This window comes from Lysinibacillus sp. LZ02 (genome assembly GCF_050613145.1).
Classification (GTDB): Bacteria; Bacillota; Bacilli; order Bacillales_A; family Planococcaceae; genus Lysinibacillus_B.
In genome coordinates, this window is record NZ_CP192507.1 from 1,174,953 (window position 1) to 1,198,049 (window position 23,097).

Annotated in this window: 18 protein-coding genes; all 18 read left to right on the forward strand. The window is 33.6% G+C overall.

Translation table 11 applies throughout. From position 1 onward, the window contains the following. Positions 1-251 precede the first annotated feature (251 nt). Positions 252-1,805, forward strand: coding sequence for a ribonuclease Y (gene rny, locus ACQQ2I_RS05380; RefSeq protein ID WP_391367291.1), 1,554 nt, complete (start codon positions 252-254; stop codon positions 1,803-1,805). A 308-nt stretch (positions 1,806-2,113) separates the two neighbouring features. Further along, positions 2,114-2,884: a tyrosine-protein phosphatase gene (locus ACQQ2I_RS05385; protein WP_431029539.1), complete on the forward strand. Its 771-nt coding sequence runs from the start codon at positions 2,114-2,116 to the stop codon at positions 2,882-2,884. Between the two features lie 36 nt (positions 2,885-2,920). Continuing rightward, positions 2,921-3,826 (forward strand): LCP family protein, encoded by a 906-nt coding sequence (locus tag ACQQ2I_RS05390; RefSeq protein ID WP_431029540.1) that lies wholly within the window; start codon positions 2,921-2,923, stop codon positions 3,824-3,826. Positions 3,827-4,776: 950 nt separating this feature from the next. Next, positions 4,777-6,615: a polysaccharide biosynthesis protein gene (locus tag ACQQ2I_RS05395; protein WP_431029541.1), complete on the forward strand. Its 1,839-nt coding sequence runs from the start codon at positions 4,777-4,779 to the stop codon at positions 6,613-6,615. 149 nt (positions 6,616-6,764) lie between these two features. Further along, positions 6,765-7,826, forward strand: coding sequence for a DegT/DnrJ/EryC1/StrS family aminotransferase (locus tag ACQQ2I_RS05400; RefSeq protein WP_431029542.1), 1,062 nt, complete (start codon positions 6,765-6,767; stop codon positions 7,824-7,826). Continuing rightward, entirely contained in the window at positions 7,827-8,465 is a 639-nt protein-coding gene (locus tag ACQQ2I_RS05405) for a sugar transferase (RefSeq protein ID WP_431029543.1), read from the forward strand. A 60-nt stretch (positions 8,466-8,525) separates the two neighbouring features. Then, the gene (locus ACQQ2I_RS05410; protein ID WP_431029544.1) at positions 8,526-9,584 is read left to right on the forward strand and encodes a peptidoglycan bridge formation glycyltransferase FemA/FemB family protein; all 1,059 of its coding nucleotides are present in this window, start codon (positions 8,526-8,528) and stop codon (positions 9,582-9,584) included. A gap of 29 nt (positions 9,585-9,613) precedes the next feature. Further along, the gene (locus ACQQ2I_RS05415; RefSeq protein ID WP_431029545.1) at positions 9,614-10,816 is read left to right on the forward strand and encodes a glycosyltransferase family 4 protein; all 1,203 of its coding nucleotides are present in this window, start codon (positions 9,614-9,616) and stop codon (positions 10,814-10,816) included. A gap of 18 nt (positions 10,817-10,834) precedes the next feature. Beyond that, a complete protein-coding gene (locus ACQQ2I_RS05420) occupies positions 10,835-11,872 on the forward strand; it encodes a polysaccharide biosynthesis protein (protein WP_431029546.1) in 1,038 nt (345 codons plus the stop codon). A 16-nt stretch (positions 11,873-11,888) separates the two neighbouring features. Next, complete coding sequence (locus ACQQ2I_RS05425) at positions 11,889-12,998, forward strand: NAD-dependent epimerase/dehydratase family protein (RefSeq protein ID WP_431029547.1); 1,110 nt, start codon at positions 11,889-11,891, stop codon at positions 12,996-12,998. A 2-nt stretch (positions 12,999-13,000) separates the two neighbouring features. After that, positions 13,001-14,128, forward strand: coding sequence for a non-hydrolyzing UDP-N-acetylglucosamine 2-epimerase (gene wecB / locus ACQQ2I_RS05430; protein ID WP_431029548.1), 1,128 nt, complete (start codon positions 13,001-13,003; stop codon positions 14,126-14,128). Between the two features lie 3 nt (positions 14,129-14,131). Then, a complete protein-coding gene (locus ACQQ2I_RS05435; RefSeq protein ID WP_431029549.1) occupies positions 14,132-15,190 on the forward strand; it encodes a glycosyltransferase family 4 protein in 1,059 nt (352 codons plus the stop codon). Between the two features lie 33 nt (positions 15,191-15,223). Then, positions 15,224-16,408, forward strand: a complete 1,185-nt coding sequence (locus ACQQ2I_RS05440; protein ID WP_431029550.1) for a glycosyltransferase — start codon at positions 15,224-15,226, stop codon at positions 16,406-16,408. 38 nt (positions 16,409-16,446) lie between these two features. After that, the gene (locus ACQQ2I_RS05445; RefSeq protein WP_431029551.1) at positions 16,447-17,634 is read left to right on the forward strand and encodes a glycosyltransferase; all 1,188 of its coding nucleotides are present in this window, start codon (positions 16,447-16,449) and stop codon (positions 17,632-17,634) included. Between the two features lie 18 nt (positions 17,635-17,652). Further along, a complete protein-coding gene (locus ACQQ2I_RS05450) occupies positions 17,653-18,936 on the forward strand; it encodes an O-antigen ligase family protein (RefSeq protein ID WP_431029552.1) in 1,284 nt (427 codons plus the stop codon). An 85-nt stretch (positions 18,937-19,021) separates the two neighbouring features. Further along, positions 19,022-20,512, forward strand: coding sequence for a lipopolysaccharide biosynthesis protein (locus tag ACQQ2I_RS05455; RefSeq protein WP_431029553.1), 1,491 nt, complete (start codon positions 19,022-19,024; stop codon positions 20,510-20,512). 4 nt (positions 20,513-20,516) lie between these two features. After that, the gene (locus tag ACQQ2I_RS05460; protein ID WP_431029554.1) at positions 20,517-21,737 is read left to right on the forward strand and encodes an ATP-grasp domain-containing protein; all 1,221 of its coding nucleotides are present in this window, start codon (positions 20,517-20,519) and stop codon (positions 21,735-21,737) included. A gap of 33 nt (positions 21,738-21,770) precedes the next feature. Then, a complete protein-coding gene (locus ACQQ2I_RS05465) occupies positions 21,771-22,991 on the forward strand; it encodes an ATP-grasp domain-containing protein (RefSeq protein ID WP_431029555.1) in 1,221 nt (406 codons plus the stop codon). The last annotated feature ends 106 nt before the right edge of the window (positions 22,992-23,097 follow it).

Below are 23,097 nucleotides of genomic sequence, written 5' to 3' on the forward strand. Positions count from 1 at the left end.
TGAGTTAAATCTATCTTTTCAATTAGACACTTGCACGCTAAAATAATTAAATACATATAGATATATCTAGTAAAATACATATGGTACCGCCAAGCACAAACGGCGGGAATCCTTGACAGACCTAGTATTGAACTATACAATTAATCATGTATAATTTCTTACATTTGAAATGAAATAGGCACATATTAGTTTATTCTAATATTCGCTAACTGGAACATCAGACATAATAAGCAAGTAGGAGGGATTAAATGATGGAAATGATTATTCCTGCTTTGCTTGGATTCATCGTCGGTGCCGCTGTTATCTATTTCTACATGAAACAAGTGAATGAATCAAAAGTAACTGGTGCAAAACATCAGGCGAATGCGATTGTTGAAGAGGCAAAACGTGAAGCTGATGCATTGAAAAAAGAAGCACTGCTTGAAGCAAAAGATGAAACTCACAAATTTCGTACTGAAGCTGAGAATGACATTCGTGAACGTCGCTCAGAACTTCAGAAACAAGAGAACCGTTTATTGCAAAGAGAAGAAAATCTTGATCGCAAGGATGATGCTCTGAACAAAAGAGAAACAGGCTTGGAGCGTAAAGAGGAAGCTTTAGCCGAAAGACAACAGCATATTGAACAGATGGAAAGCAAAGTGGAAGAGCTTGTTGCGGCTCAAAAGTCAGAACTAGAACGTATTGCTGCTTTAACACGTGAAGAAGCGAAAGATATTATTTTAAAAGAAGTTGAAAATGAATTATCAACTGATATTGCGCTTATGACAAAAGAAGCGGAAACACGTGCAAAAGAAGACTCTGACAAAAAAGCACGCGAAATTTTATCACTTGCGTTACAGCGTTTTGCCGCAGATCATGTAGCAGAAACGACTGTATCGGTTGTGAATTTACCGAATGACGAAATGAAAGGTCGTATTATCGGTCGTGAAGGTCGTAACATTCGTACGCTTGAAACACTTACGGGTATCGATTTAATTATTGATGATACACCGGAAGCTGTTATATTATCTGGTTTTGACCCAATTCGCCGTGAAACAGCACGTCTAGCACTTGAAAAACTAGTGCAAGATGGTCGTATTCACCCAGCTCGTATTGAAGAAATGGTGGAAAAATCACGCCGTGAAGTGGACGAGCAAATTCGCGAAACAGGTGAGCAAACAACATTTGAAGTAGGCATCCACAATTTACACCCGGATTTAATGAAGATTTTAGGACGTATGAAGTATCGTACAAGTTACGGTCAAAACGTATTAAAGCATTCCATCGAGGTAGCTCATTTAGCAGGTCTACTTGCTGCTGAACTAGGGGAAGATGTAACGCTAGCGAAGCGTGCAGGATTACTGCATGACATCGGTAAAGCAATCGACCATGAAGTAGAAGGTAGCCACGTTGAGATCGGTGTAGAGCTGGCAACGAAATATAAGGAGCATCCAGTTGTTATTAACAGTATTGCTTCTCACCACGGTGACACAGAAGCGACTTCTGTTATTGCTGTATTAGTTGCTGCCGCTGATGCGTTATCAGCTGCGCGTCCGGGAGCACGTAGCGAAACACTTGAAAACTATATTCGTCGTTTAGAAAAGCTTGAAGAGATTTCTGAAAGCTACGACGGTGTTGAAAAATCGTATGCGATTCAAGCAGGTCGAGAAATTCGCATTATCGTCCAACCAGACAAAATTGACGATCTTGCCTCTCATCGCCTAGCACGCGACATTCGCAAACGTATTGAAGAAGAGCTCGATTATCCGGGCCATATTAAAGTAACAGTCATCCGCGAAACACGAGCGGTAGAATACGCGAAGTAAAATGTTGAAAGGTAACTTCTTGTTTGAAAAAACAAGCGGTTACCTTTTTCTATTTAGTGAACGGATAAATGAGATCATGCCATGATGGTGATTGCGCGGAATATGTATGATTATTAATAATATAGGGTATATAAACATAAGATGAATACCGTACTTTTTATATTTCTAGGAAATTTAGTTTCTAATACAACACTCATTTATCCCGCATAAATGAGTTGCTGTGCGAAACATTTGTTAAGACATCCGTCCAATACATATGGTGATTCGAAGTCATTATAAAAAATAATGAACATATAGGAGGGGTACGCGTGATTGATATCCATGCACATATTTTGTGGGATGTTGATGATGGCCCAAGCTCCATAGAAGAAACCATGCACATGTTAGCGCAAGCTGTGCAGGAAGGAATTACCGAAATCATTGCTACTCCACATAGGCATCATCCTCAATATGATGTAGGTTATGAGAAAGTGAATGACCAAATTTATACGTTACAAGAGGAGCTTAAAAATAATGGGATTCCATTAACGCTTCATACTGGGCATGAGGTACGATTATCTGCAAAAATACTCTCACTTCATAAGGAAAAGAAAATTCACACATTAGCCAATTCTAACTATCTCCTATTAGAGTTACCATCAGACCATGTACCTTACTATACGACGAACATTATTCGTCAATTATTAGTAGAGGGCATCATCCCTATAATCGCACACCCAGAACGAAATAAAGCAATTGCTGAAAGGCCCATTTATTTAGAACGACTTATTCGTGAAGGCGCTGTAGCACAAATAACAGCTGGTAGTTTAGCAGGACATTTTGGGCGTACGATACAAAAGATCTCGCTTAATCTAGTGAAGACCAATTTAGTGCATACGTATGGTTCAGACGCTCATAATTTAACATTTCGTCCTTTTTTATTTGACGCAGGTCTTCGTTATTTAGAAAAAAGAAAAGCATTAGATGCCGTTGATATTTTACTTGAAAATAATGCACGAGTTATTAAAAATAAGCCTCTTCTTATCCAAGAACCGGAGGAAATAACTGAATTAAAATGGTGGAAAATATTTAGTCTGTAACAGAAAGAATTTGTATAAACACTGTGGAGGACAGCGATGAAAAGAGTATTGAAATGGGTAGCGATTATAGTGGCGGGATTGTGCATAATTAGTTTCATATTCCTCTTTAAAGTATATCAAGATTTCAAAAGTACAGCAGAAGAAGTGTATGCGCCGATTCAAGATGAAGTATCTGAAAAAAGGGCTGAGGCGGTGGATGTTACCTCAAAAGACCCTTTTTCCGCGCTTATTTTAGGTGTGGATGAACGAGAGGGGGATAGTGGCCGCTCGGATACAATCATCGTGCTAACAGTTAATCCGACTTTTAAGACAACTAAAATGTTAAGCATTCCACGTGATACGTATACAGCTATTATTGGAATGGATATAAAAGATAAAATTAATCATGCATATGCTTTTGGCGGTATAGAAATGTCGATGAAAACAGTGGAAAACTTCCTTGATATCCCAATAGACTATGTGGCACAAGTGAACATGGAAAGCTTTACCGATATTATAAATATTGTCGGTGGTATTTCTGTTGATAACACATTAGATTTTTATTATGAGGATGAACATTTTCCAATCGGTGAACTTGAATTAGATGGAGAAAAAGCGTTGAAATATGTGCGTATGCGCTACGAAGATCCAGAAGGTGATTTTGGTCGCCAAAATCGTCAAAAACAAGTTATACAAGGTGTTCTAAAGGAAGTCATTTCATTGAATACGGCATGGAACTACCAAGCGATATTCAAAACATTAGAAAAAAATGTACAAATTAATATAATGTTCGAAGAGCTTTTAGATATTCGTAAAAATTATGCCAGCAGTTTAAAAAATATGGACCAACTTTATTTAACGAATGGTTCAGGGACGATGATGAATGGTATCTATTATTACATGCCAAATGAAGCTGAACTGGAAACAATTCAAAGGTTATTGCAGGAGCACTTGGAGCTTTAAGGACAAAACGTACGAAAATTCGCTAGTGATTCAAAACTTTATATTCCATGTGTTTTTGAGGAAATATGAAAAGGATAAGGCACCTTCTGGTAAGAGAGCGCTTATCCTTTATTTTGTAAATTCGTTTATATAAACGAATAAATTCCCTTTGCTTTTCTCCACAAGATGAAGCATGTGTTGAAAGCCTGCTTCATCTCATCTCCCTGTTTGTGGATAGCCTACATCATTTTTTGCCTCGATTTTAACCAGTATAACTGAATCCATTTCACCCTATTTTTTTGAAATACAAGCTATTTCATAACACCTCACCCTTTTTTTATTTATCATCTTTTGAGTACTACAATCTCCACCAGTTCATACAGGCAAGAGTTTTTTCTTGTTACTCGACCATTTATTTACAAGCTGCATAAGTTCGCTAGAAGTAGAATGTATACTTTCTAGATTTACACCACGGGATTTTAGCGACGAACTATACATAGTAAAAAATAACTACTAATTAATTATTTGTTTTGTAATATTTTGTGTTTAACGTTAATAAAGTGGAGGAGAGTATATAAAAACAAGTGTTTTTTTGTGGTGTATAAATAATTTTTTGTTTTAATTCGCAAATGAGTAGTAATCTAAATGCACTGTTTTTATACAGTATAAACTTTTAACCATTTTCTGAGTGATTTATATGGAAGGAGTTTTAGTAAAACTGCCAAGCTTAAAAATTAAGCGAAGTTAATGGCTATACAAGTTGGATTTATTGTTTGCATAATCTGGAGGATTTTGTACTTGTAACGCTGCAGGAGCGTGAAAAATGAGACCAACAAAAAGGGAAAGGAATGAATCATTTTGAGGAGGCACATGCGACTAGCACAAATGCTTTTGTGAAAATTTAGTTCAATATATAGAACGAAGCAGATTGAAAAATGAATAGTTAAGTGTATATAAAAGAGGGGTAGATAGTGAATTATACGTTAAGATACTCTGTTTTTTTTATGTTAGATTCACTCATTGTGTTATCTACGATTTTTATTAGCTATTGGTTATTAAATGCTTCATACAATGCTTATTTGGATTCATTAATTATCGTAAGTTCATTGGCGCTGCTAATTAGTCATCACATTATGGCGTATTTCTTCCAGTTGTACAATCGTATTTGGAGTGTAGCCTCTGTGAGAGAATTATTAGCGATAGGCTATGCGATTACTATTTCCATTATTGTCGCAAGTGGAATTCAACTATTAGTCAAAGGTGATATTTATTTTCGCATCATGACGATTACGTGGCTATTGCATATTGTGTTAATTGGTGGCTCTAGGTTTCTATTACGCATTTTGCACGATCAAACGTTAATTAAAACACAAGATAATTTAAAAAGAGTGTTAGTCATTGGCGCTGGAGAAGCAGGCACAATGCTCGTGCGTAGTATGAAACGAGATCCATCGACGGAATACAAAGTTGTTGCTATTGTAGATGATGATCCAAATAAACAAAAGTTGAAATTGATGGATATTAAAGTATGCGGCAGGACAAAAGATCTTTTACGTATTGTTGAAGATAAAAGAATTGATGAAATTTTTTTAGCGATCCCATCTCTTGGGAAATTCGGCATTCGCGACATTTATGAGCACTGTTTAAGCACCCAAATCCCGATTAAAATTATGCCGAAAATTGAGGATGTTATGACCGGTAAAGTGTCAGTGAATGATATGCAGGAGGTTAAAATTGAGGATTTACTTGGCCGAGAAGAAGTGAAACTTGATATGGTAGCTATCTTAAATCAATTAGCAAATAAGGTCATTCTTGTGACAGGTGCGGGTGGATCTATCGGTTCGGAAATTTGCAGGCAAGTAGCTCAATTTAAGCCGAGCCGCGTGATTTTACTAGGTCATGGAGAAAATTCTATTTATACAATTTATACAGAGTTAGTGGAAAAGAAAGAACATACAGGCGTGGAATTTGTACCAATTATTGCAGATATACAAGATCGAGTACGAATTTTTGAAGTAGTACAGCAGTTTCAACCAGATGTGATTTATCATGCTGCTGCACATAAACATGTACCGCTTATGGAATGTAATTCACCTGAGGCAGTAAAAAACAACATCTTTGGCACAAAAAATATGGCAGAAGCAGCACATACATGTGGTGTAGCCCACTTTGTGATGATTTCGACCGATAAGGCAGTAAATCCTCCTAATATAATGGGTGCAACAAAACGAATTGCGGAAATGATTATTCAAAATTTAGCAAGGCATAGTGATACGAATTTTGCTGCTGTCCGTTTTGGCAATGTACTCGGATCGCGTGGGAGTGTAGTGCCCAGATTTCAAGCACAAATAGCAGCGGGTGGACCCGTAACTGTTACACATCCAGACATGACACGCTACTTTATGACAATTCCAGAAGCATCCCGACTAGTACTGCAAGCAGGAACACTTGCACGAGGGGGAGAAGTGTTCGTCCTCGATATGGGTGAACCAATAAAAATAGTCGATTTAGCCAAAAATCTCATTCGATTATCTGGCTTTACAGAAGATGAAATTGGCATTGAATTTTCAGGCATACGTCCAGGCGAGAAGATGTATGAAGAACTGCTAAATGCAGAAGAAATTCAAGAGGAATATATTTATCCGAAAATTCATGTAGGAAGAGCGCACTGTCCAGATGAAAGCCTACTTATGAATTTTTTGACCGAACTAGAATGCTTGGATGCGCTTGCAACGAAGCAAAGGGTGATTGAAGTGGCTAACGGGAATTGGATAAATAGTACGAAATTTGTACCAAAGACAATAGCTTGAAAACTATTTGCACATTACTAAAACATATAAAGAGGAGAATAATATTGAGAAACTCCCAATGTATAAGCATCCAAAAGAATGAGAGACATCGAGAAGAGCCACACAGAATTCATTTATCATCACCCCATATGAGTGATGAAGGGTATGAGATGCAATTTATTCAGGAGGCTTTTAAGACGAATTGGATTTCGCCACTTGGAGAAAATATCAATCAGTTTGAAAAGCAATTAGCCATGAAAGTAGGTATAAAATCTGCAGCCGCACTTTCTTCTGGGACAGCAGCTATTCATATGGCGTTGAAAGCAGCTGGAGTTGAAAAGGGAGATATTGTTTTTTGTCCGACACTTACGTTTGCAGCAACAGCTAACCCTATTATTTATCAAGATGCCGTCCCAGTTTTTATAGATAGTGATGAGAAAACGTGGAATATGGATCCAGTTGCATTAGAGGAAGCATTTCGTAAGTATCCTCAAGTGAAGGCAGTGGTAGTAGTTCATCTGTATGGGCTCGCTGCGGAAATGGATACAATTATGAACATTTGTAAAAAGCACGGTGTATCAGTAATTGAAGATGCTGCTGAAAGTCTGGGCACTTTTTACAAAGGAAAACATACGGGTACGATTGGAGACTACGGCGTCTACTCATTTAATGGAAATAAAATTATTACGACTTCTGGTGGAGGAATGCTCGTTTCCAATAATGAAGAACGGATTGCTAAAGTGAAATTTTGGTCTACTCAATCAAGAGATCCGGCAAAGCACTATCAACATAGTGAACTAGGCTTTAATTATCGAATGAGTAACATCGTTGCGGGGATTGGCAGAGGGCAGCTAAAAGTTTTAGAAGAAAGGGTAAAGAAAAAGAAATATATTTTTGAATTTTATAAGAGAGAACTTGGCTATTTAGAAGGTATTGAGTTTATGCCAATTAATGAATGGAACGAACCGAATTATTGGTTAACTGCAATGACGTTGAATGGAAAGATAAAACCGTTAGATGTGATGGAAGCTTTGGAGCAAAAAAATATTGAATCAAGACCTGTCTGGAAGCCAATGCATATGCAACCTTATTTTCGAAGTTATGATTTTATAGGCACAGATGTATCAGAGAATCTATTTGCAAATGGTATATGTTTACCTTCTGATACAAAGATGAGGGATGAGGATTTAGGGAGGGTGGTAGATACTGTTAAAAAGTTGTGGTGGACGTAGATGCAAATATATAGAAGGTTTATGAAAAGACCGATAGATTTTGTATTAGCTTTAATGGCAATAATTATATTGAGTCCTATTTTATTATTCATTGCTATCTTAGTACGAATTAATTTAGGAAGCCCTATAATATTTAAACAGAAAAGACCTGGATTAAATGAAAAGATATTTACATTATACAAATTTCGAACAATGACAGATAAAAGAGATGAAAATGGAGAATTACTTCCTAATAGTGTAAGGCTTACTCCATTTGGTCGATTATTAAGATCTACTAGTTTAGATGAGCTTCCTGAACTTTTAAATATTTTAAAAGGTGATATGTCAATTATTGGCCCAAGACCTTTAGCAGTAGAGTATCTACCCTATTATACTACTCAGGAAAGAATTAGACATTCTGTAAGACCAGGTTTATCAGGGTTAGCACAAATTAATGGGCGTAATACAGCCTCCTGGGAGCAACGTTTTCACTATGATATTGAATATGTAAAAAAAATTACATTATTTAGGGATATAAAGATTGTTTTGAAAACTTTATTGAAAGTAATAAAGAGAGCAGATATTGGAGAATCCGGTGTCGATTCACCTATAGATTTTGATCAGTATAGGAAAGAAAAATTATACGTCAGGGACAATTAAATTAATTCTATAAAATTTACAATAGTAATTATAGATTCTTTAGATAGAGGGAGTGAATATATGTTATCCGTTATCAAGTTAGATGAACGGGAAAAATGGGATAGTATTGTAAAAGGATTCAAAAATTATGATGTGTATTATTTGGCAAACTATACAAAAGCGTTTAAAGTACATGGCGACGGTGAACCAACGTTGTTTTATTATGAGGATGGAAATATAAAAGCTATAAATGTCGTGATGAAAAGAGATGTAGCAGATGATCAAAAATTTATAGGGAAAATACTACCGAATACTTTTTATGATTTAACAACTCCATATGGATATGGTGGTTTTTTAGTAGAAGGAAATATAGCGGAAAATAGTTTAAAAGCTTTAGATTATGAATATAGCTCTTTTTGTGAAAAAGAAGGGATCATCAGTGAATTTGTTCGATTTCATCCAGTTCTTAATAACAATGAACATGCAAAGAATTTTTATAATGTAACTAATCTTGGTAAAACGATTACATTACCATTAACCTCAAGCGATGAAATTTGGAATAACTTAAGTACGAATAAAAAGAGATGGGTGAAAAAGAACGTTGAAGTTGGAGTGAAAATATATTGGGGAAGAAATCCTGAATTATTTAAACAATTTAAGCAGATGTATGATAAGACAATGGAAAAGAATAATGCAAAAGACTATTACTATTTCAATGAAGATTTTTACAAAAGTGTTCTTCATGATATGTCCTATAATTCATTGATTTTTTATGCAGTGTATGAGGAACAGAAAGTAGCGATGGTTTTGGTTATTTATGGTGAGAATAACATACATCATCATTTGTCAGCATCAGTACAAGAATTTCAACACCTCGCTCCTACAAACTTATTAATGTATGAAGTAGCATGCTGGGGAAGTGAAAACGGATTTAACAGCTTTCATATGGGGGGAGGGGTTGGAAGTAACGAGGATACCCTTTATAAATTTAAACAAGGATTTAATAAAAAATCTAATACTAATTTTTCAATTGGGAAAAAGATATTTAATGTAGAAAAATATAAGCAGTTGATTGAAATTAGAAAGATGGAAGAGGGTTTTGATGAATCAACCTTGTTTTTTCCACTATATAGAATGTAATTTTTAAGTACTATAGTGAGGGGTAGTACATGAATATTTTATTTTTATCAATAAGCGATTTAAATAGTGTAGAAGATCAAGGTATATACAACGATTTAATGAGACAATTTCGAGATAACGGGCATCAAGTTTATATTGTTAATGCTAGAGAAAAACGTTTAAAAAAGTCTACTGAATATATAACAGAAAAAGGTGTACATTTTCTGAAGGTGAAGATTGGAAACATAACGCAAAATAATCTCCTTGAAAAAGGGGTTTCGACTTTAATGCTAGAAGGTCAATTTTTAAGAGCGATTAAGAAATACTTAAAACATGTCAGCTTTGATTTAATCATTTATTCAACGCCACCAATCACATTTGAAAAAGTCATTCGATTTATTAAAAAAAGAGACAATGCAACAGCTTATTTATTGCTGAAAGATATTTTTCCTCAAAACGCAGTCGATTTAAACATGTTTCGTAAAAACAGCTTGATCTATAAATACTTTAGAGGAAAAGAAAAAAGATTATATAACATTTCTGATTATATCGGCTGTATGTCACAGGCCAATCTCGATTTTATAAGAACGAACAATCCAACAGTCCCGGTAAAAACCCTCGAAATCTGTCCGAACAGTATTGATCCTATCCTAATTCCAAAAGAGGAAATGAAAACAAACGATCTTCGAAAAAAATACAATATCCCATCTGACAAAACAATATTTATATACGGTGGTAATTTAGGGAAACCGCAAGCAATCGATTTCATCATTCAATGTATAGAAGCCAACCAATCAAATGAACAAGCCTTTTTTGTCATAGTTGGTTCGGGCACAGAGTTTAATAAGGTTAAAACTTATTTTGATACGAAGCAACCTAGTCATGCAAAGCTTATAAAGGAAATACCAAAAGATGAATATGAGAGTTTAGCTAATTCCTGTGATGTAGGTTTAATTTTTCTCGACCATCGATTTACCATTCCAAATTTTCCATCCAGACTGCTTTCTTATATGCAGGCGGCAATACCGGTATTAGCTGCAACAGATGTACATACAGACATTAGACAAGTCATTGAACAAGGTGAATTTGGTCTGTGGTGTGCAAGTAATGATGTTGAACAATTTAATGAAAAAGTACAACAATTAGCGAATCCACAATTAAGAGTGACGATGGGGAAACATGCTAGAACGTATTTAGAAGAAAACTACACTGCTAAACATTCATATGAAATTATTATGAAGCATTTCAAGTAATTAGAAAGAGGGTATTGAATGTTCAAAAATAAAACGTTATTGATTACAGGTGGCACCGGTTCTTTCGGAAATGCTGTCATGGAAAGGTTCTTAAATACGAATATTAAAGAGATTCGTATTTTTTCCCGAGATGAGAAAAAGCAGGACGATATGCGGAAAAAATATAATAATGATAAGTTAAAATTTTATCTTGGCGATGTACGATATATTGATAGTTTAAAAAATGCGATGCATGATGTTGATTATATTTTTCATGCTGCAGCTTTAAAGCAAGTGCCTTCATGTGAATTCTTTCCTCTTGAAGCGGTCAAAACGAATGTATTAGGAACAGAAAATGTATTAAATGCAGCCATTGAATATCGTGTAAAAAAAGTGATTTGTTTGTCAACCGATAAAGCGGCTTACCCGATTAATGCAATGGGGATTTCGAAAGCGATGATGGAGAAGGTTTTTGTCGCCAAATCGAAGACGATTTCTCCAGAAAAAACGCTCATATGTGGAACGAGATATGGCAATGTGATGGCATCCAGGGGATCGGTTATCCCTTTATTTATTGAACAAATTAAAAGTGGTAAGCCTTTAACGATAACAAATCCACAAATGACCAGGTTTCTCATGAGTTTAGAGGAGGCTGTTGAGCTTGTATTATTTGCCTTCGAACATGCCGAGGCAGGTGATATTATGGTGCAAAAATCACCTGCTAGTACAATTGGAAATTTAGCTCAAGCATTGAAAGAACTCTTTAATGTGAACAATGAAATCAAAATCATTGGTACACGACACGGTGAAAAACAATATGAAACACTGCTTACAAGGGAAGAATTTATAATAGCAGAAGATTTAGGTGGATTTTTTAAAGTATCAGCAGACCAACGAGACCTCAATTATAATAAATATTTTGCAGAAGGCAATCCCAAGCTTACAACTGTAGAAGAATACAATTCGAATAATACAAAGCTATTAACGATCGAAGAAATTAAAGAAACTTTGCTTCAATTAGACTATATTCAATCGGAATTAAAAAAATGGAATCCACATTTTCATGTGATGAATTAAAGGATGGAGTGAATAGATGAAAATTCTTGTAACAGGTGCAAAAGGATTCATCGGGAAAAACTTAATTGCAGAGCTACAAAATAGAGGGTTTCATGAAATTTTAGAATTTACAAAAGATAGTGACCCTGTACTACTTGAAGAGTATACAAAAGAATGTGACTTTGTCTTCCATTTAGCAGGCGTTAATCGACCACATTATGAGCATGAATTTATGGAAGGAAATTATGAATTTACGACTCGATTACTAGCATTACTAAAAAAGTATCATAATCAAGCACCTGTTTTGACTACTTCTTCTATCCAGGCAGAACGTGATAATCCATATGGGAAAAGTAAAAAGGCAATGGAAGACGTGCTATGGCTTCACGAAAAAGAAACCGGTGCAAAAGTATATATATATAGATTACCGAATGTGTTTGGTAAGTGGAGTAAACCAAATTACAATTCTGTCGTAGCCACGTATTGCCATAACATTACAAGAAATTTAAATATCCATATACACAACCCCGATACAGAGCTTACGCTTTGCTACATTGATGACATTTTAGAAGAGTTTTTACATGCACTAAACGGAACACCAACGATGCATCCCCCTTACTTTCTAGTACCTACAACCTATCAGATAAAACTCAGTACATTAGCGAATGTAATAAAAAGTTTCAAGGACAATAGAGACAATTTAAATATAGCCAATATGGAAGACGCCTTAACGAAAAAGCTGTATAGCACGTACTTAAGCTTTTTACCGGAAGATCAATTTGCGTACGATTTAAAGATGCACCTGGATGACAGAGGCTCGTTTACAGAGTTTATTCGCACGCCTGACAGAGGGCAAGTGTCTATCAATATATCAAAACCAGGCATTACAAAAGGGAATCACTGGCATCATACAAAAAATGAGAAATTTTTAGTAGTAAGTGGTGAAGGACTGGTTCGTTTTAGAAAATTAGATTGCGATGAAATTATTGAATATCACGTAAGTGGAGAAAAGCTACAGGTTGTCGACATTCCGACTGGCTATACACACGCTATTGTAAATATAGGAGATACAGATCTTGTGACGGTTATGTGGGTAAATGAGTGCTTTGATCCTAAAAATCCTGATACGTACAATATGGAGGTGTAAAAGTGGAGAAGTTAAAAGTGATGACGGTAGTAGGCACTAGACCTGAAATTATTCGATTGTCTGCTGTGATCAATCGGCTGGAACGATCCAATGCCATTGAACATACGCTTGTGCATACAGGACAAAATTATGATTACGAATTAAATGAAGTATTCTTTAATGATTTTCATTTAAGAAAGCCGGATTATTTTTTGAATGCAGCGACGGGCACAGCGACTGAAACGATTGGCAATATTTTAAGTAAGATTGATCCGATACTTGAAAAGGTAAAGCCCCATACATTTTTAGTTTTAGGGGATACGAACAGTTGCTTATGCGCGATTGCAGCGAAAAGAAGGCATATTCCGATCTTCCATATGGAAGCAGGTAATCGATGTTTTGATCAACGTGTACCGGAGGAAACGAATCGGAAAATTGTTGATCACATAGCTGATGTCAATTTAACATATAGTGATATTGCAAGGGAGTATTTACTGCGAGAAGGATTCCCAGCCGACCGTATTATCAAGACGGGAAGTCCTATGTTTGAAGTACTTCATTCGAAAAAAGTGGATATTGAGCACTCAGATGTACTACAAAGACTAGGGCTTGAAGAAGGACAGTATTTTGTCGTTTCTGCACACCGAGAAGAAAACATCAATGCCGAAAGAAACTTTCTTGATTTAGTGGAAAGTTTAAATGCTGTAGCAACAAAGTACGAGCTTCCTGTCATTGTCAGTACCCATCCTAGAACACAAAAGATGATTAAAGCGATGGAGGTTGAATTTAATCCGCTAATAAAAACAATGAAGCCATTAGGATTTAATGATTATGTAAAGCTACAAACAAAAGCGAAAGCGGTGCTAAGTGATAGTGGAACAATTAGTGAGGAATCGTCCATTCTTGTATTTAAAGCACTCAATATTCGACAAGCTCATGAGCGGCCAGAAGCGATGGAGGAAGCATCAGTCATGATGGTTGGACTGAAGAAAGAACGCATATTACTTGGATTAGAAATATTAGAAACACAAGAGGTGGACACATTAAGGCTTGTGGAAGATTACCGGATGCCGAATGTGTCTGATAAAGTACTAAGAATTATTTTATCGTATACACATTATGTGAATAGGGTTGTATGGGGGATGGGCTGATCGATGAATATAAATACTGAAAAACTAAAAATATTACTAATTTCTCCTCTCCCCCCTCCTGCTGGTGGAATTGCCACATGGACTAAGTTATTTATTAATTCTGAGCAAGCAAAAAAAAATGTTGTGGATGTAGTCAATGTAGCAATAACAGGGAAAAGAATAAATAATCTTGCGAAAAAAAATCTAGTGGATGAATTAAAAAGAACTACTTCAATTTATTTAAAAACAAGAAAAAAACTCAAAAAAAAATATGATATAGTCCACATCAATTCGGCCTGTTCAACATTGGGGATGGTAAGAGATTACATGTGTATAAAAATGGCGAAAAATTCAAAATCAAAAGTAGTTGTACATTTTCATTGCGATACTGGCTATATGGTAAAAGGGAAATTCTCTGAGTTTATATTTCGAAAGATTTGTAATAGTGTAGATAGGATATTCAGCTTAAATGAATCTTCAGAAACTCATATAAAACTCATGGCAAATAAAAGTAGTATTAGAATTCCTAATTTTATAAATCTGAAAAGTATGGATTTATATCAAAATAATATTTCTGATGAGATAAAAAGTATCATTTATGTTGGCCATATCATTAAATCTAAAGGCTGTATGGATATTTTTTCCGTAGCAGAAAAAATGCCTAATTTAAATTTTAAATTAGTTGGTAAAGCAAGTGAAGAAATTAAATATACTTCCAAACCTAAAAACGTGCAATATTATGGGGAAATACCTAAAGAAGAAGTGATGAATTATATGTTATCTGCGGATGTATTGTTATTTCCCACATACACAGAGGGTTTTCCGAATGTAATTTTAGAAGCGATGGCTTGTGGTCTTCCCATTGTAGCAACGCCTGTTGGGGCGATACCTGAAATGCTAGAGGAAAAGGGAGGAGTGCTCATCGAGGTAGGGAATATAGACGGTTTTGTTAATGCTATTAAGGGTTTACAAGAAAAAAAAATTAGAAAGCAGATATCCAGATGGAACAAAGACAAAGTAAGAAGTAAATATTCATTAGGTTTAGTCATAAAACAAATTTTTAGCGAGTATTCGAAGATTTAGAGAACCTGTTTAAATAATGTTTAGGGGAGATATATGAATATACTAATTATAACATATTCTAGATTGCCGGAAGGTGATGCAGAAGCAGTCCGTTTACTAACTTTTGGAAAGATTTTAAGGGATTGTGGAAATGATGTGTCCTTTGTAGGTATGGGTTTCACCGGGTATTTGGAAGAAGTAGAGTATACAGGGTTTAATTATATTTCATTACGAAAAAATGCAAAAAATAAATTAGAGAAAATATATAATTATATTGGTTATAATCGGAGACTAAAGAATTTTATTAAGTCCTATATACTTCATAAAAAAATTGATGTGATTCTCATTGCTGATTTGCCTATGGTAAGTATTCACTGGTTAAAAGGGTTTTGTAGAAATCATAATATTCAGTTGTTAGCCGATAGTGTGGAATGGTATTCACCTGAGCAGTTTAAATATGGTTTACTATCACCGAGTATGGTATTTATGAATATTGAAAATAAATTTCTTTTAGATAAAAATATAAAAATTATAGCGATAAGTAAGTATTTACGGAATTATTTTATAGGTAAAGGGTGTCGTGCAGTTAGAATTCCTGTCGTGCTTGATGTGAAAAGTATACCTTTTGAAAAACAAATAAATGAAAATAAATTATCAATATTATACGCTGGTTCACCAGGTAGAAAAGATTATGTATATGAAATGCTAAGGGGGGTTTTATTGCTTAATGAAACTGAAATGAATAGGCTAAGATTCATTTTTGCAGGGTTTAGCTTTGATGCGATAAAACATCATTTTTCAAAAGAGGAATTAAATAAGTTAAATGAATGTGTTGAGTTCTTAGGTAGGATAGAGAGAAAAGAAGTATTAAAAAAACTATCACAAACAGATTTCACCGTATTATTACGAGCATCAGAACAAAGATATGCAATGGCTGGATTTCCGACTAAAGTTGTTGAAAGTTTAGCTACAGCAACACCAGTTATTTTGAATTTATCTTCAGATTTAGGAGATTACATTAAAGACATGCATGAAGGATTAATTGTTGAAGAGTGTTCTGCGGAGGCCTTTTCTCAAACTTTAAAACGTGTACTAATGTTGGAAAAAAGTCAAATAGAAGATATGAAAAGAAAGGCTCGTCTTTGTGCAGAAAATAACTTTGATTATAGATTATATAAAGAACAATTAACTAGCTTATTAGTCACTAATTCTTCCTCAAAAGTTTTTGCTGAACAATAATACTAAAGCAACGAATAATAATGGAGGGAAAAGTAACTTTGAAGAAAAAATTACTGTTTGTATATCCTGAGCTCATGCTAGGAGGAAGTACGACTAGTTTAATCTCCTTATTAAATAGTATAAATCCTAATAGGTATGAAATAGACTTAATAATGTATAAAAATAGAGGAGAATATTTTAACGATCTTCCTGTATATGTGAATATTTTAGAAGAAGCATCTATCTATTCTACGGATTCTCTTTTAAATAAATTTAAAAAATCGTGTAAATTCATTTATAGTGGATTTTTTTTGAAGGCGATTATTTATGAGTTAATTTATAAAAAAAAACTTGGTTTTAATAATCAAGTTATGTCTAAATTTCAAAATGGTAACTCCCAAAAATTAAAGAAAAAATACGATATTGCTATAGGCTATTTAGAATTATGGGCAGATTATTATGTATTACAAAAAGTTTTCGCATTAAAAAAAGTCATTTGGATTCATATTGATTATCTAAATGTAGGATTTATCCACAGTTTAGATTATAAAATTTTTAAAAAGGCAGACAAAATAGTATGTGTTTCAGAAAGTTGTTTGCTAAATTTCACTAAGGTATTCCCAGAGTTTTCAGGGAAAACGGTTGTCTTTGAAAATATTTTATCTTCACAGTATGTTCGGAAAAGGGCGACTGAGAAAGAGGGCGTAGATAATAGTTTAATCCAGCATGATGGTTTGAAATTAGTAACAGTATGTAGATTATCAATACATACTAAGGGATTAGACCGTGCCATTATTGCAGCTAAAAGGTTGAAAGAGGAAGGGTACAGCTTTAAGTGGTTCATTATTGGAGATGGTGAGGATTATAAAGTACTTAAAGAGATGATAAGTAAATATGATGTACAGGATCGCTTCATTTTAGTAGGTGAAAAAAAGAATCCATATCCTTATATAAAACAATGTGATGTATATGTGATGGCATCTAGACGTGAAGGTAAGCCAATGGCTGTCACAGAAGCACAAATCTTGGGGTTACCAATTATCGTTACCAATTATTCTTCTGCAAAGGAACAAGTAAAAAACGGTGAAGATGGAATTATTGTAGATAATGTAGATGAAGGGATTTATGAAGGAGTTAAAGAGATACTAAATAATCCGAGTTTAATAAAGACGTTTAAAATAAATTTGCAAAATAGAGAATTAAGTAATGAGTCAATCATAAAAAGTTTTTATTCAATAATAGACTAAAAACTTAGGGGCATGTATATGGAAAACATAGTATCCTATAGTAAAAGAGGTCTAAAGCCTGTCAATGTATTATTAACTATAATTTATTTAGTACCGTTATTAACTGTTATTAATGAAAATTTAACGAGTCTAAGTTCTATTATTATTATTGGGATTAGTATATTACTTTGGAGAACCTCAAAATTTTATTGTATACTTCCTATTTTTATTTTTTTTAATGGTGTATTAGTTTTACCAGGTGGAATATCGACGTATCGTATTTTTTCTTTATTACTTTTATTAAAACTATTATTTTCTAAAAAACTAACGATTGACCGATTATCGCTGGTGCCATTTTTCATTTTTATACTATACTGTATTGTAATTATTTCCTATTACGACTATATTTCGAGTGCTATTGTTGCTTTTGATTTTTTGTTAATAATTATATATATATCTACTTTTATAAGAAAAAATATTTCTAATTTCTTTTTTTATTATGTTTTTGGTGCCGCTATTTCTTGTTTATACGGATGGTTTCAACAGGGACTTAATATTAATACGTTTATTAATATTAATAATGAATGGATTAAAGTATCAAGGTTTGTAGGAAGTTTTCCCGATCCTAACTATTTTGGCTTTTTTATTAATATCGCTATTTTTTCAGTAATAATTTTAAATATTATTAGTAATAGAAGCTTGAAAGTTATGCTGTTAATTTTTTTATATGCTAGTTTAATTGCTACACTAAGTGTTACTGGTTATATATGTAATATATCGATGTTATTGTTATATTTTATTCTGAACAATAAACAGAAAATCAAGTACAGTTTTTCTTTTCTAATAGTAGGATTTTTTATTTTTTTAAATCTTGATTTCTTAGAAAATAAAAATTATCCAGTAATTAGTGATATGGCTAAACGAATTAATAGTCAATTATCACTAAGTCAAAATAATGACTTCGCTTCTTTTACTACCGGTAGGTCAAGTATTTGGGAGAACCATTTTGAATACTTCTTGGAGCAGCCTATAATAAGGATACTTTTTGGCGGGAATTATGTAACAGATATGGGCTTAGATCCAAAGTTTAATAATGTCTCACATCAAGCGTATATTGATATGTTATTGAATTTTGGTTTAATTGGAACGTTAGTATTTATTTTATTTTTAATTACTACTACATTATATTATTTGAAGAGTTATTACGAAAAGCAAAATAATGAATACTTATTGTTAGTAATGATTAAAGGAGTCTGGATATTTTATGCTTTTGGATTAAGTATGTTCCCTTCTTGGACATTTAATTTATTTTTCTTTTTATAAATCTTGGAGTGGGCTTCTACTATAAGAGAGAAACGTATGTGTTACTGTTAGATGTAACTTCTAAGGTTAGCAAGGAAGTGAAACATTGAATTATAAAATTACAAAAAGTAGAGTTATATATTCTTTTGTTTGGAAATTTTTAGAGTCTATAGGGACGCAAGGTATACAGCTTATAGTAATGATTATATTAACTCGGCTCCTTTTGCCAGAAGAGTTTGGATTACTAACATTAGTAGTAATCTTTATTAGCATAGCAGCTTTATTAGTTGAAAGTGGGTTTAATACAGCTTTAATCCAAAACAAAAATACTGATGAAATTGATTTTTCTTCTGTATTTTATTTAAATCTAATTATTGCCAGTATTTTATATATCGTTTTATTTTTTACTGCCCCCCTTATCGCTACTTTCTTTGAAGCACCTCAGGTAATACTAGTCGTACGAATTCTATCAATCACCCTATTTTTTACTGCTTTTAACTCAGTTCAATATGCAATAATTGCAAGAAATATGCAGTTTGAAAAATTTTTTAAGAGTAGCTTGTTAGCAGTTTTCATTTCAGGCATCATAGGGATTTCAATGGCATATGCGGATTGTGGTATATGGGCTTTAGTAGGTCAACAATTGACAAGTCAATTTTTAGTCACGGTTATTTTGTGGTTTACAGTAAATTGGAGACCTAAATTAATATTTTCTCTAAAAAGCGTATCACAATTGTATTCATTTGGCTGGAAGCTTGTAGCCTCTACGTTAATTTACACTTTTTATACAAATATACAAAGCCTCGTGATAGGTAAAATGTTTAGCTCAGCAATGTTAGGTTTTTATAGTAGAGGTATGCAGTTACCTAATATTCTAGTATCGAATATTAATGGTTCTATTCAATCGGTGATGTTTCCAGCATTAGCCTCACAACAAGATAATATAAATAGAGTAAAAGAAATGTCCCGAAGAGTAATTGTCACAAGTTCTTTCATTATTTTTCCACTAATGGTTGGCTTAGCAGTGATTGCAGAGCCATTAGTTAAAATTATATTTACAGAAAAATGGTTACCTTCAGTGCCATTTTTACAAATATTTTGCGGATATTATGCGTTATGGACTATTGATGCTACTAATTTACACGTGATTAAAGCATTGGGGCGTAGTGATATATTTTTAAAGTTAGAAATTCTTAAGTTTTTAATAGGTATATTGATTTTAATAATGACTATACCGTATGGTGTCTATGTAATAGCTTTAGGTGTGTTAATTAATCGGATTATAACTACAATACTTGATGCTTTTCCTAATAAATATTTGATTAATTATAGTTTTATGGAACAGCTTAAAGATACAATACCTTCTATCCTTTTATCTTTAGTGATGGGAGTTACAGTATATAGTATTCAATGGCTTGAACTTTCAGATATACTAACGATTTTAATTCAAATAGGTATAGGTATAGTTATATATATCAGTTTGGCAAAGTTATTTAAGGTTGAATGTTTTGTTTATTTAGTTTTTAGTATAAAAAATATGCTTCGGAGTAAAAAAGGAAAAATCAATTGGAGCAATTTAAGAGAGGAAGAGGTGTAATAGTTTGAAAAGGCTATTAATGCTAGGTGGCGCCCAATCCCAACTCTCGGCGATAAAAAAAGCTAGAGAAATGGGATGTTATGTGATCATTTGTGACATTGTCGAGGATATTCCTGGGAAACACTATGCTCATGAATTTTATGAGATTAGTACTAGTGATAAAGAAGCGATATTAAGTTTAGCAGAGTCTTTACAAATAGATGGAATTGTTTGTTATGCCGCAGATTCTGGCGCTCCCACAGTAGCTTATGTTGCAGAGAAATTAGGTCTGCCATCAAATCCTTTTCAATCCGTTGAGATATTAACAAATAAAGAAAAGTTTAGACAGTTTCAAAGGCAAAATGGTTTTAATATTCCTAGAGCGAGAGGATACAATTCGTTTGAGGAAGTAAAGAGTGATTTTCAAAATTTTAAAATGCCTGTGATGATTAAACCTGTTGATTCGGCAGGTAGTAAGGGAGTTTCAAAGGTAGACTCAATAGAGTTTCTTGAAGAAAAGGTGAAGAATGCATTAAGTTATTCAAAAATTAAACGCTTTATTATAGAAGAGTATATTGAAAACCATGGCCCCCATGTCGGAGGAGATGGTTTTTCTGTAAATGGTAAACTTGTTTTCCGTAGTTTTACAAATGAGTATTTCTGTAAAGAGCTTTTAAATCCATTTGTTCCAATTATTACAACATGGCCGTATGTGATGCCAAAGTATATACAGAAAAAAATTCATGGTGAAATTCAACGAGTATTAGATTTATTAGATATGAAAACAGGAGCTTATAATTTCGATATTCGAATTGATGAAAATGAAAATGTGTATCTTATAGAAATCGCACCTAGAAATGGTGGTGATTGGAATCCGGAGGTAATCAAATATGCAACTGAAATTGATTTAATTGAATATACAATTAAAGCAGCTTTAGGTAAAGGGTGTAGTGATCTTCAAATGGCTGAGCCTTCAGGATATTGGGCAAGTTATGTACTAAATAGTAATAGAAATGGTGTATTTAAAGGGTTAGAAATACAGCAGGATTTTTTAGAGCAAAATATAGTGGAATATGAATTAGTAGTTCAAACAGGAGATACTATTGCAGCTCTTTCTGGATCGCATGAAAAATTGGGATTAATGATACTAAGGTTTTCTTCTGAATTAGAGATGGTTGAAAAGCTGAATAATATAAATACATTCGTGAAAGTAAATATTGAGGATCCATTTATAACATTAAGTTAAGTATTTAATTTTATTGAGAATGAGGGATTTAAAATGAAAAAACTATTAGTTTTAAGTGGAGATTCATATCACGTTCCGTTTATAAAAAAGGCTATAGAAATGGGGTATTATGTTATTACATGCGACTTTTTTGAACATAATCTAGGGCATAAACTAGCTCATGAATATCATAATGTTAGCTATATGGATAAAGAAGCTGTCTTAGCTTTGGCGGAAGCTATAAAAATTGATGGCATTATTTGTTTTGCGGCAGATGAAGCAGCGACGACAGTAGCCTATGTTGCGCAACATCTAGGATTACCATCACATCCTTATAAGTCAATCGAAATAATCAATAATAAAGATATGTTTAGAGAGTTTTTGAAAAAAAATAATTTTAATGTTCCAAAAGCTAAAGGATATATTTCTTTTGAAGAAGCAATGTATGACTTTAATCATTACAAAATGCCGGTAATGATTAAACCAGTGGATTCCTCAGGAAGTAGAGGGATTTCAAAAATAGATTCCATTGAACTTCTTCAAGAAAAAGCGGAATATGCGTTAAGCTTTTCGAAAGCTAAACGTTTTCTAATAGAAGAGTATATTGAAAAAAAAGGATATCAAGTTGGAGGAGATGGATTTTCTGTAGATGGTCAACTTGTTTTCAGATGCTTTTCAAATAATCACCTTTCCAATACGCCTTTAAATCCGTTTATTCCTTTAGGAGGAAGTTGGTCCAGCATATTGCCAGAACATATTCAAAATAAAATTCATGACGAGATTCAAAGGTTATTAAATTTACTTAATATGAAATCAGGAGCATACAATTTTGATATTTGCATAGATGAAAATGAAAATGTTTATTTTATAGAGATGGGTGCAAGGAATGGAGGGAATTTAATACCCCGTATCACGAAATATGCAACAGGTGTGGATTTAATTGAATATAGCATCAAAGCAGCTGTAGGTGAAGATTGTAGCGATTTAAAAATGACTCAACCAAAAGGTTATTGGTCATGTTATACGTTGAATAGTCAGAAAAGTGGGGTATTTGAAGCGATTGAAATCCATGATGAACTTAAGAAAAATAATGTGGTCGAATATGAATTACTTGTAAAACCGGGAGATCAAGTAAGGGCATTTACAGGTTCAGATAAAAAGTTAGGTTCAATAATATTAACATATGTCACAATGGATGAAATGTTAGAAAAAATGGACAACATGGACAAGTGGATAAAAGTAATCGTAGAAGAGGCCGTAGTAAAAAGCAGTTAAATACTATATAAAAATATAATAAAAGAGAGATGAATAACAAATAAACACTCCGGAGCCGCATTTTGGCTAGGAGTGTTTGTTTTAGGGATAAATAGGTTGTTTTATT

Bases quoted from the DNA above. Each gene is read 5' to 3' on its own strand.
- rny (WP_391367291.1), top strand. From the start codon at position 252: ATGGAAATGATTATTCCTGCTTTGCTTGGATTCATCGTCGGTGCCGCT.
- ACQQ2I_RS05390 (WP_431029540.1), top strand. From the start codon at position 2,921: ATGAAAAGAGTATTGAAATGGGTAGCGATTATAGTGGCGGGATTGTGC.
- ACQQ2I_RS05400 (WP_431029542.1), top strand. From the start codon at position 6,765: ATGCAATTTATTCAGGAGGCTTTTAAGACGAATTGGATTTCGCCACTT.
- ACQQ2I_RS05405 (WP_431029543.1), top strand. From the start codon at position 7,827: ATGCAAATATATAGAAGGTTTATGAAAAGACCGATAGATTTTGTATTA.
- ACQQ2I_RS05410 (WP_431029544.1), top strand. From the start codon at position 8,526: ATGTTATCCGTTATCAAGTTAGATGAACGGGAAAAATGGGATAGTATT.
- ACQQ2I_RS05415 (WP_431029545.1), top strand. From the start codon at position 9,614: ATGAATATTTTATTTTTATCAATAAGCGATTTAAATAGTGTAGAAGAT.
- ACQQ2I_RS05420 (WP_431029546.1), top strand. From the start codon at position 10,835: ATGTTCAAAAATAAAACGTTATTGATTACAGGTGGCACCGGTTCTTTC.
- ACQQ2I_RS05425 (WP_431029547.1), top strand. From the start codon at position 11,889: ATGAAAATTCTTGTAACAGGTGCAAAAGGATTCATCGGGAAAAACTTA.
- ACQQ2I_RS05435 (WP_431029549.1), top strand. From the start codon at position 14,132: ATGAATATAAATACTGAAAAACTAAAAATATTACTAATTTCTCCTCTC.
- ACQQ2I_RS05440 (WP_431029550.1), top strand. From the start codon at position 15,224: ATGAATATACTAATTATAACATATTCTAGATTGCCGGAAGGTGATGCA.
- ACQQ2I_RS05450 (WP_431029552.1), top strand. From the start codon at position 17,653: ATGGAAAACATAGTATCCTATAGTAAAAGAGGTCTAAAGCCTGTCAAT.
- ACQQ2I_RS05465 (WP_431029555.1), top strand. From the start codon at position 21,771: ATGAAAAAACTATTAGTTTTAAGTGGAGATTCATATCACGTTCCGTTT.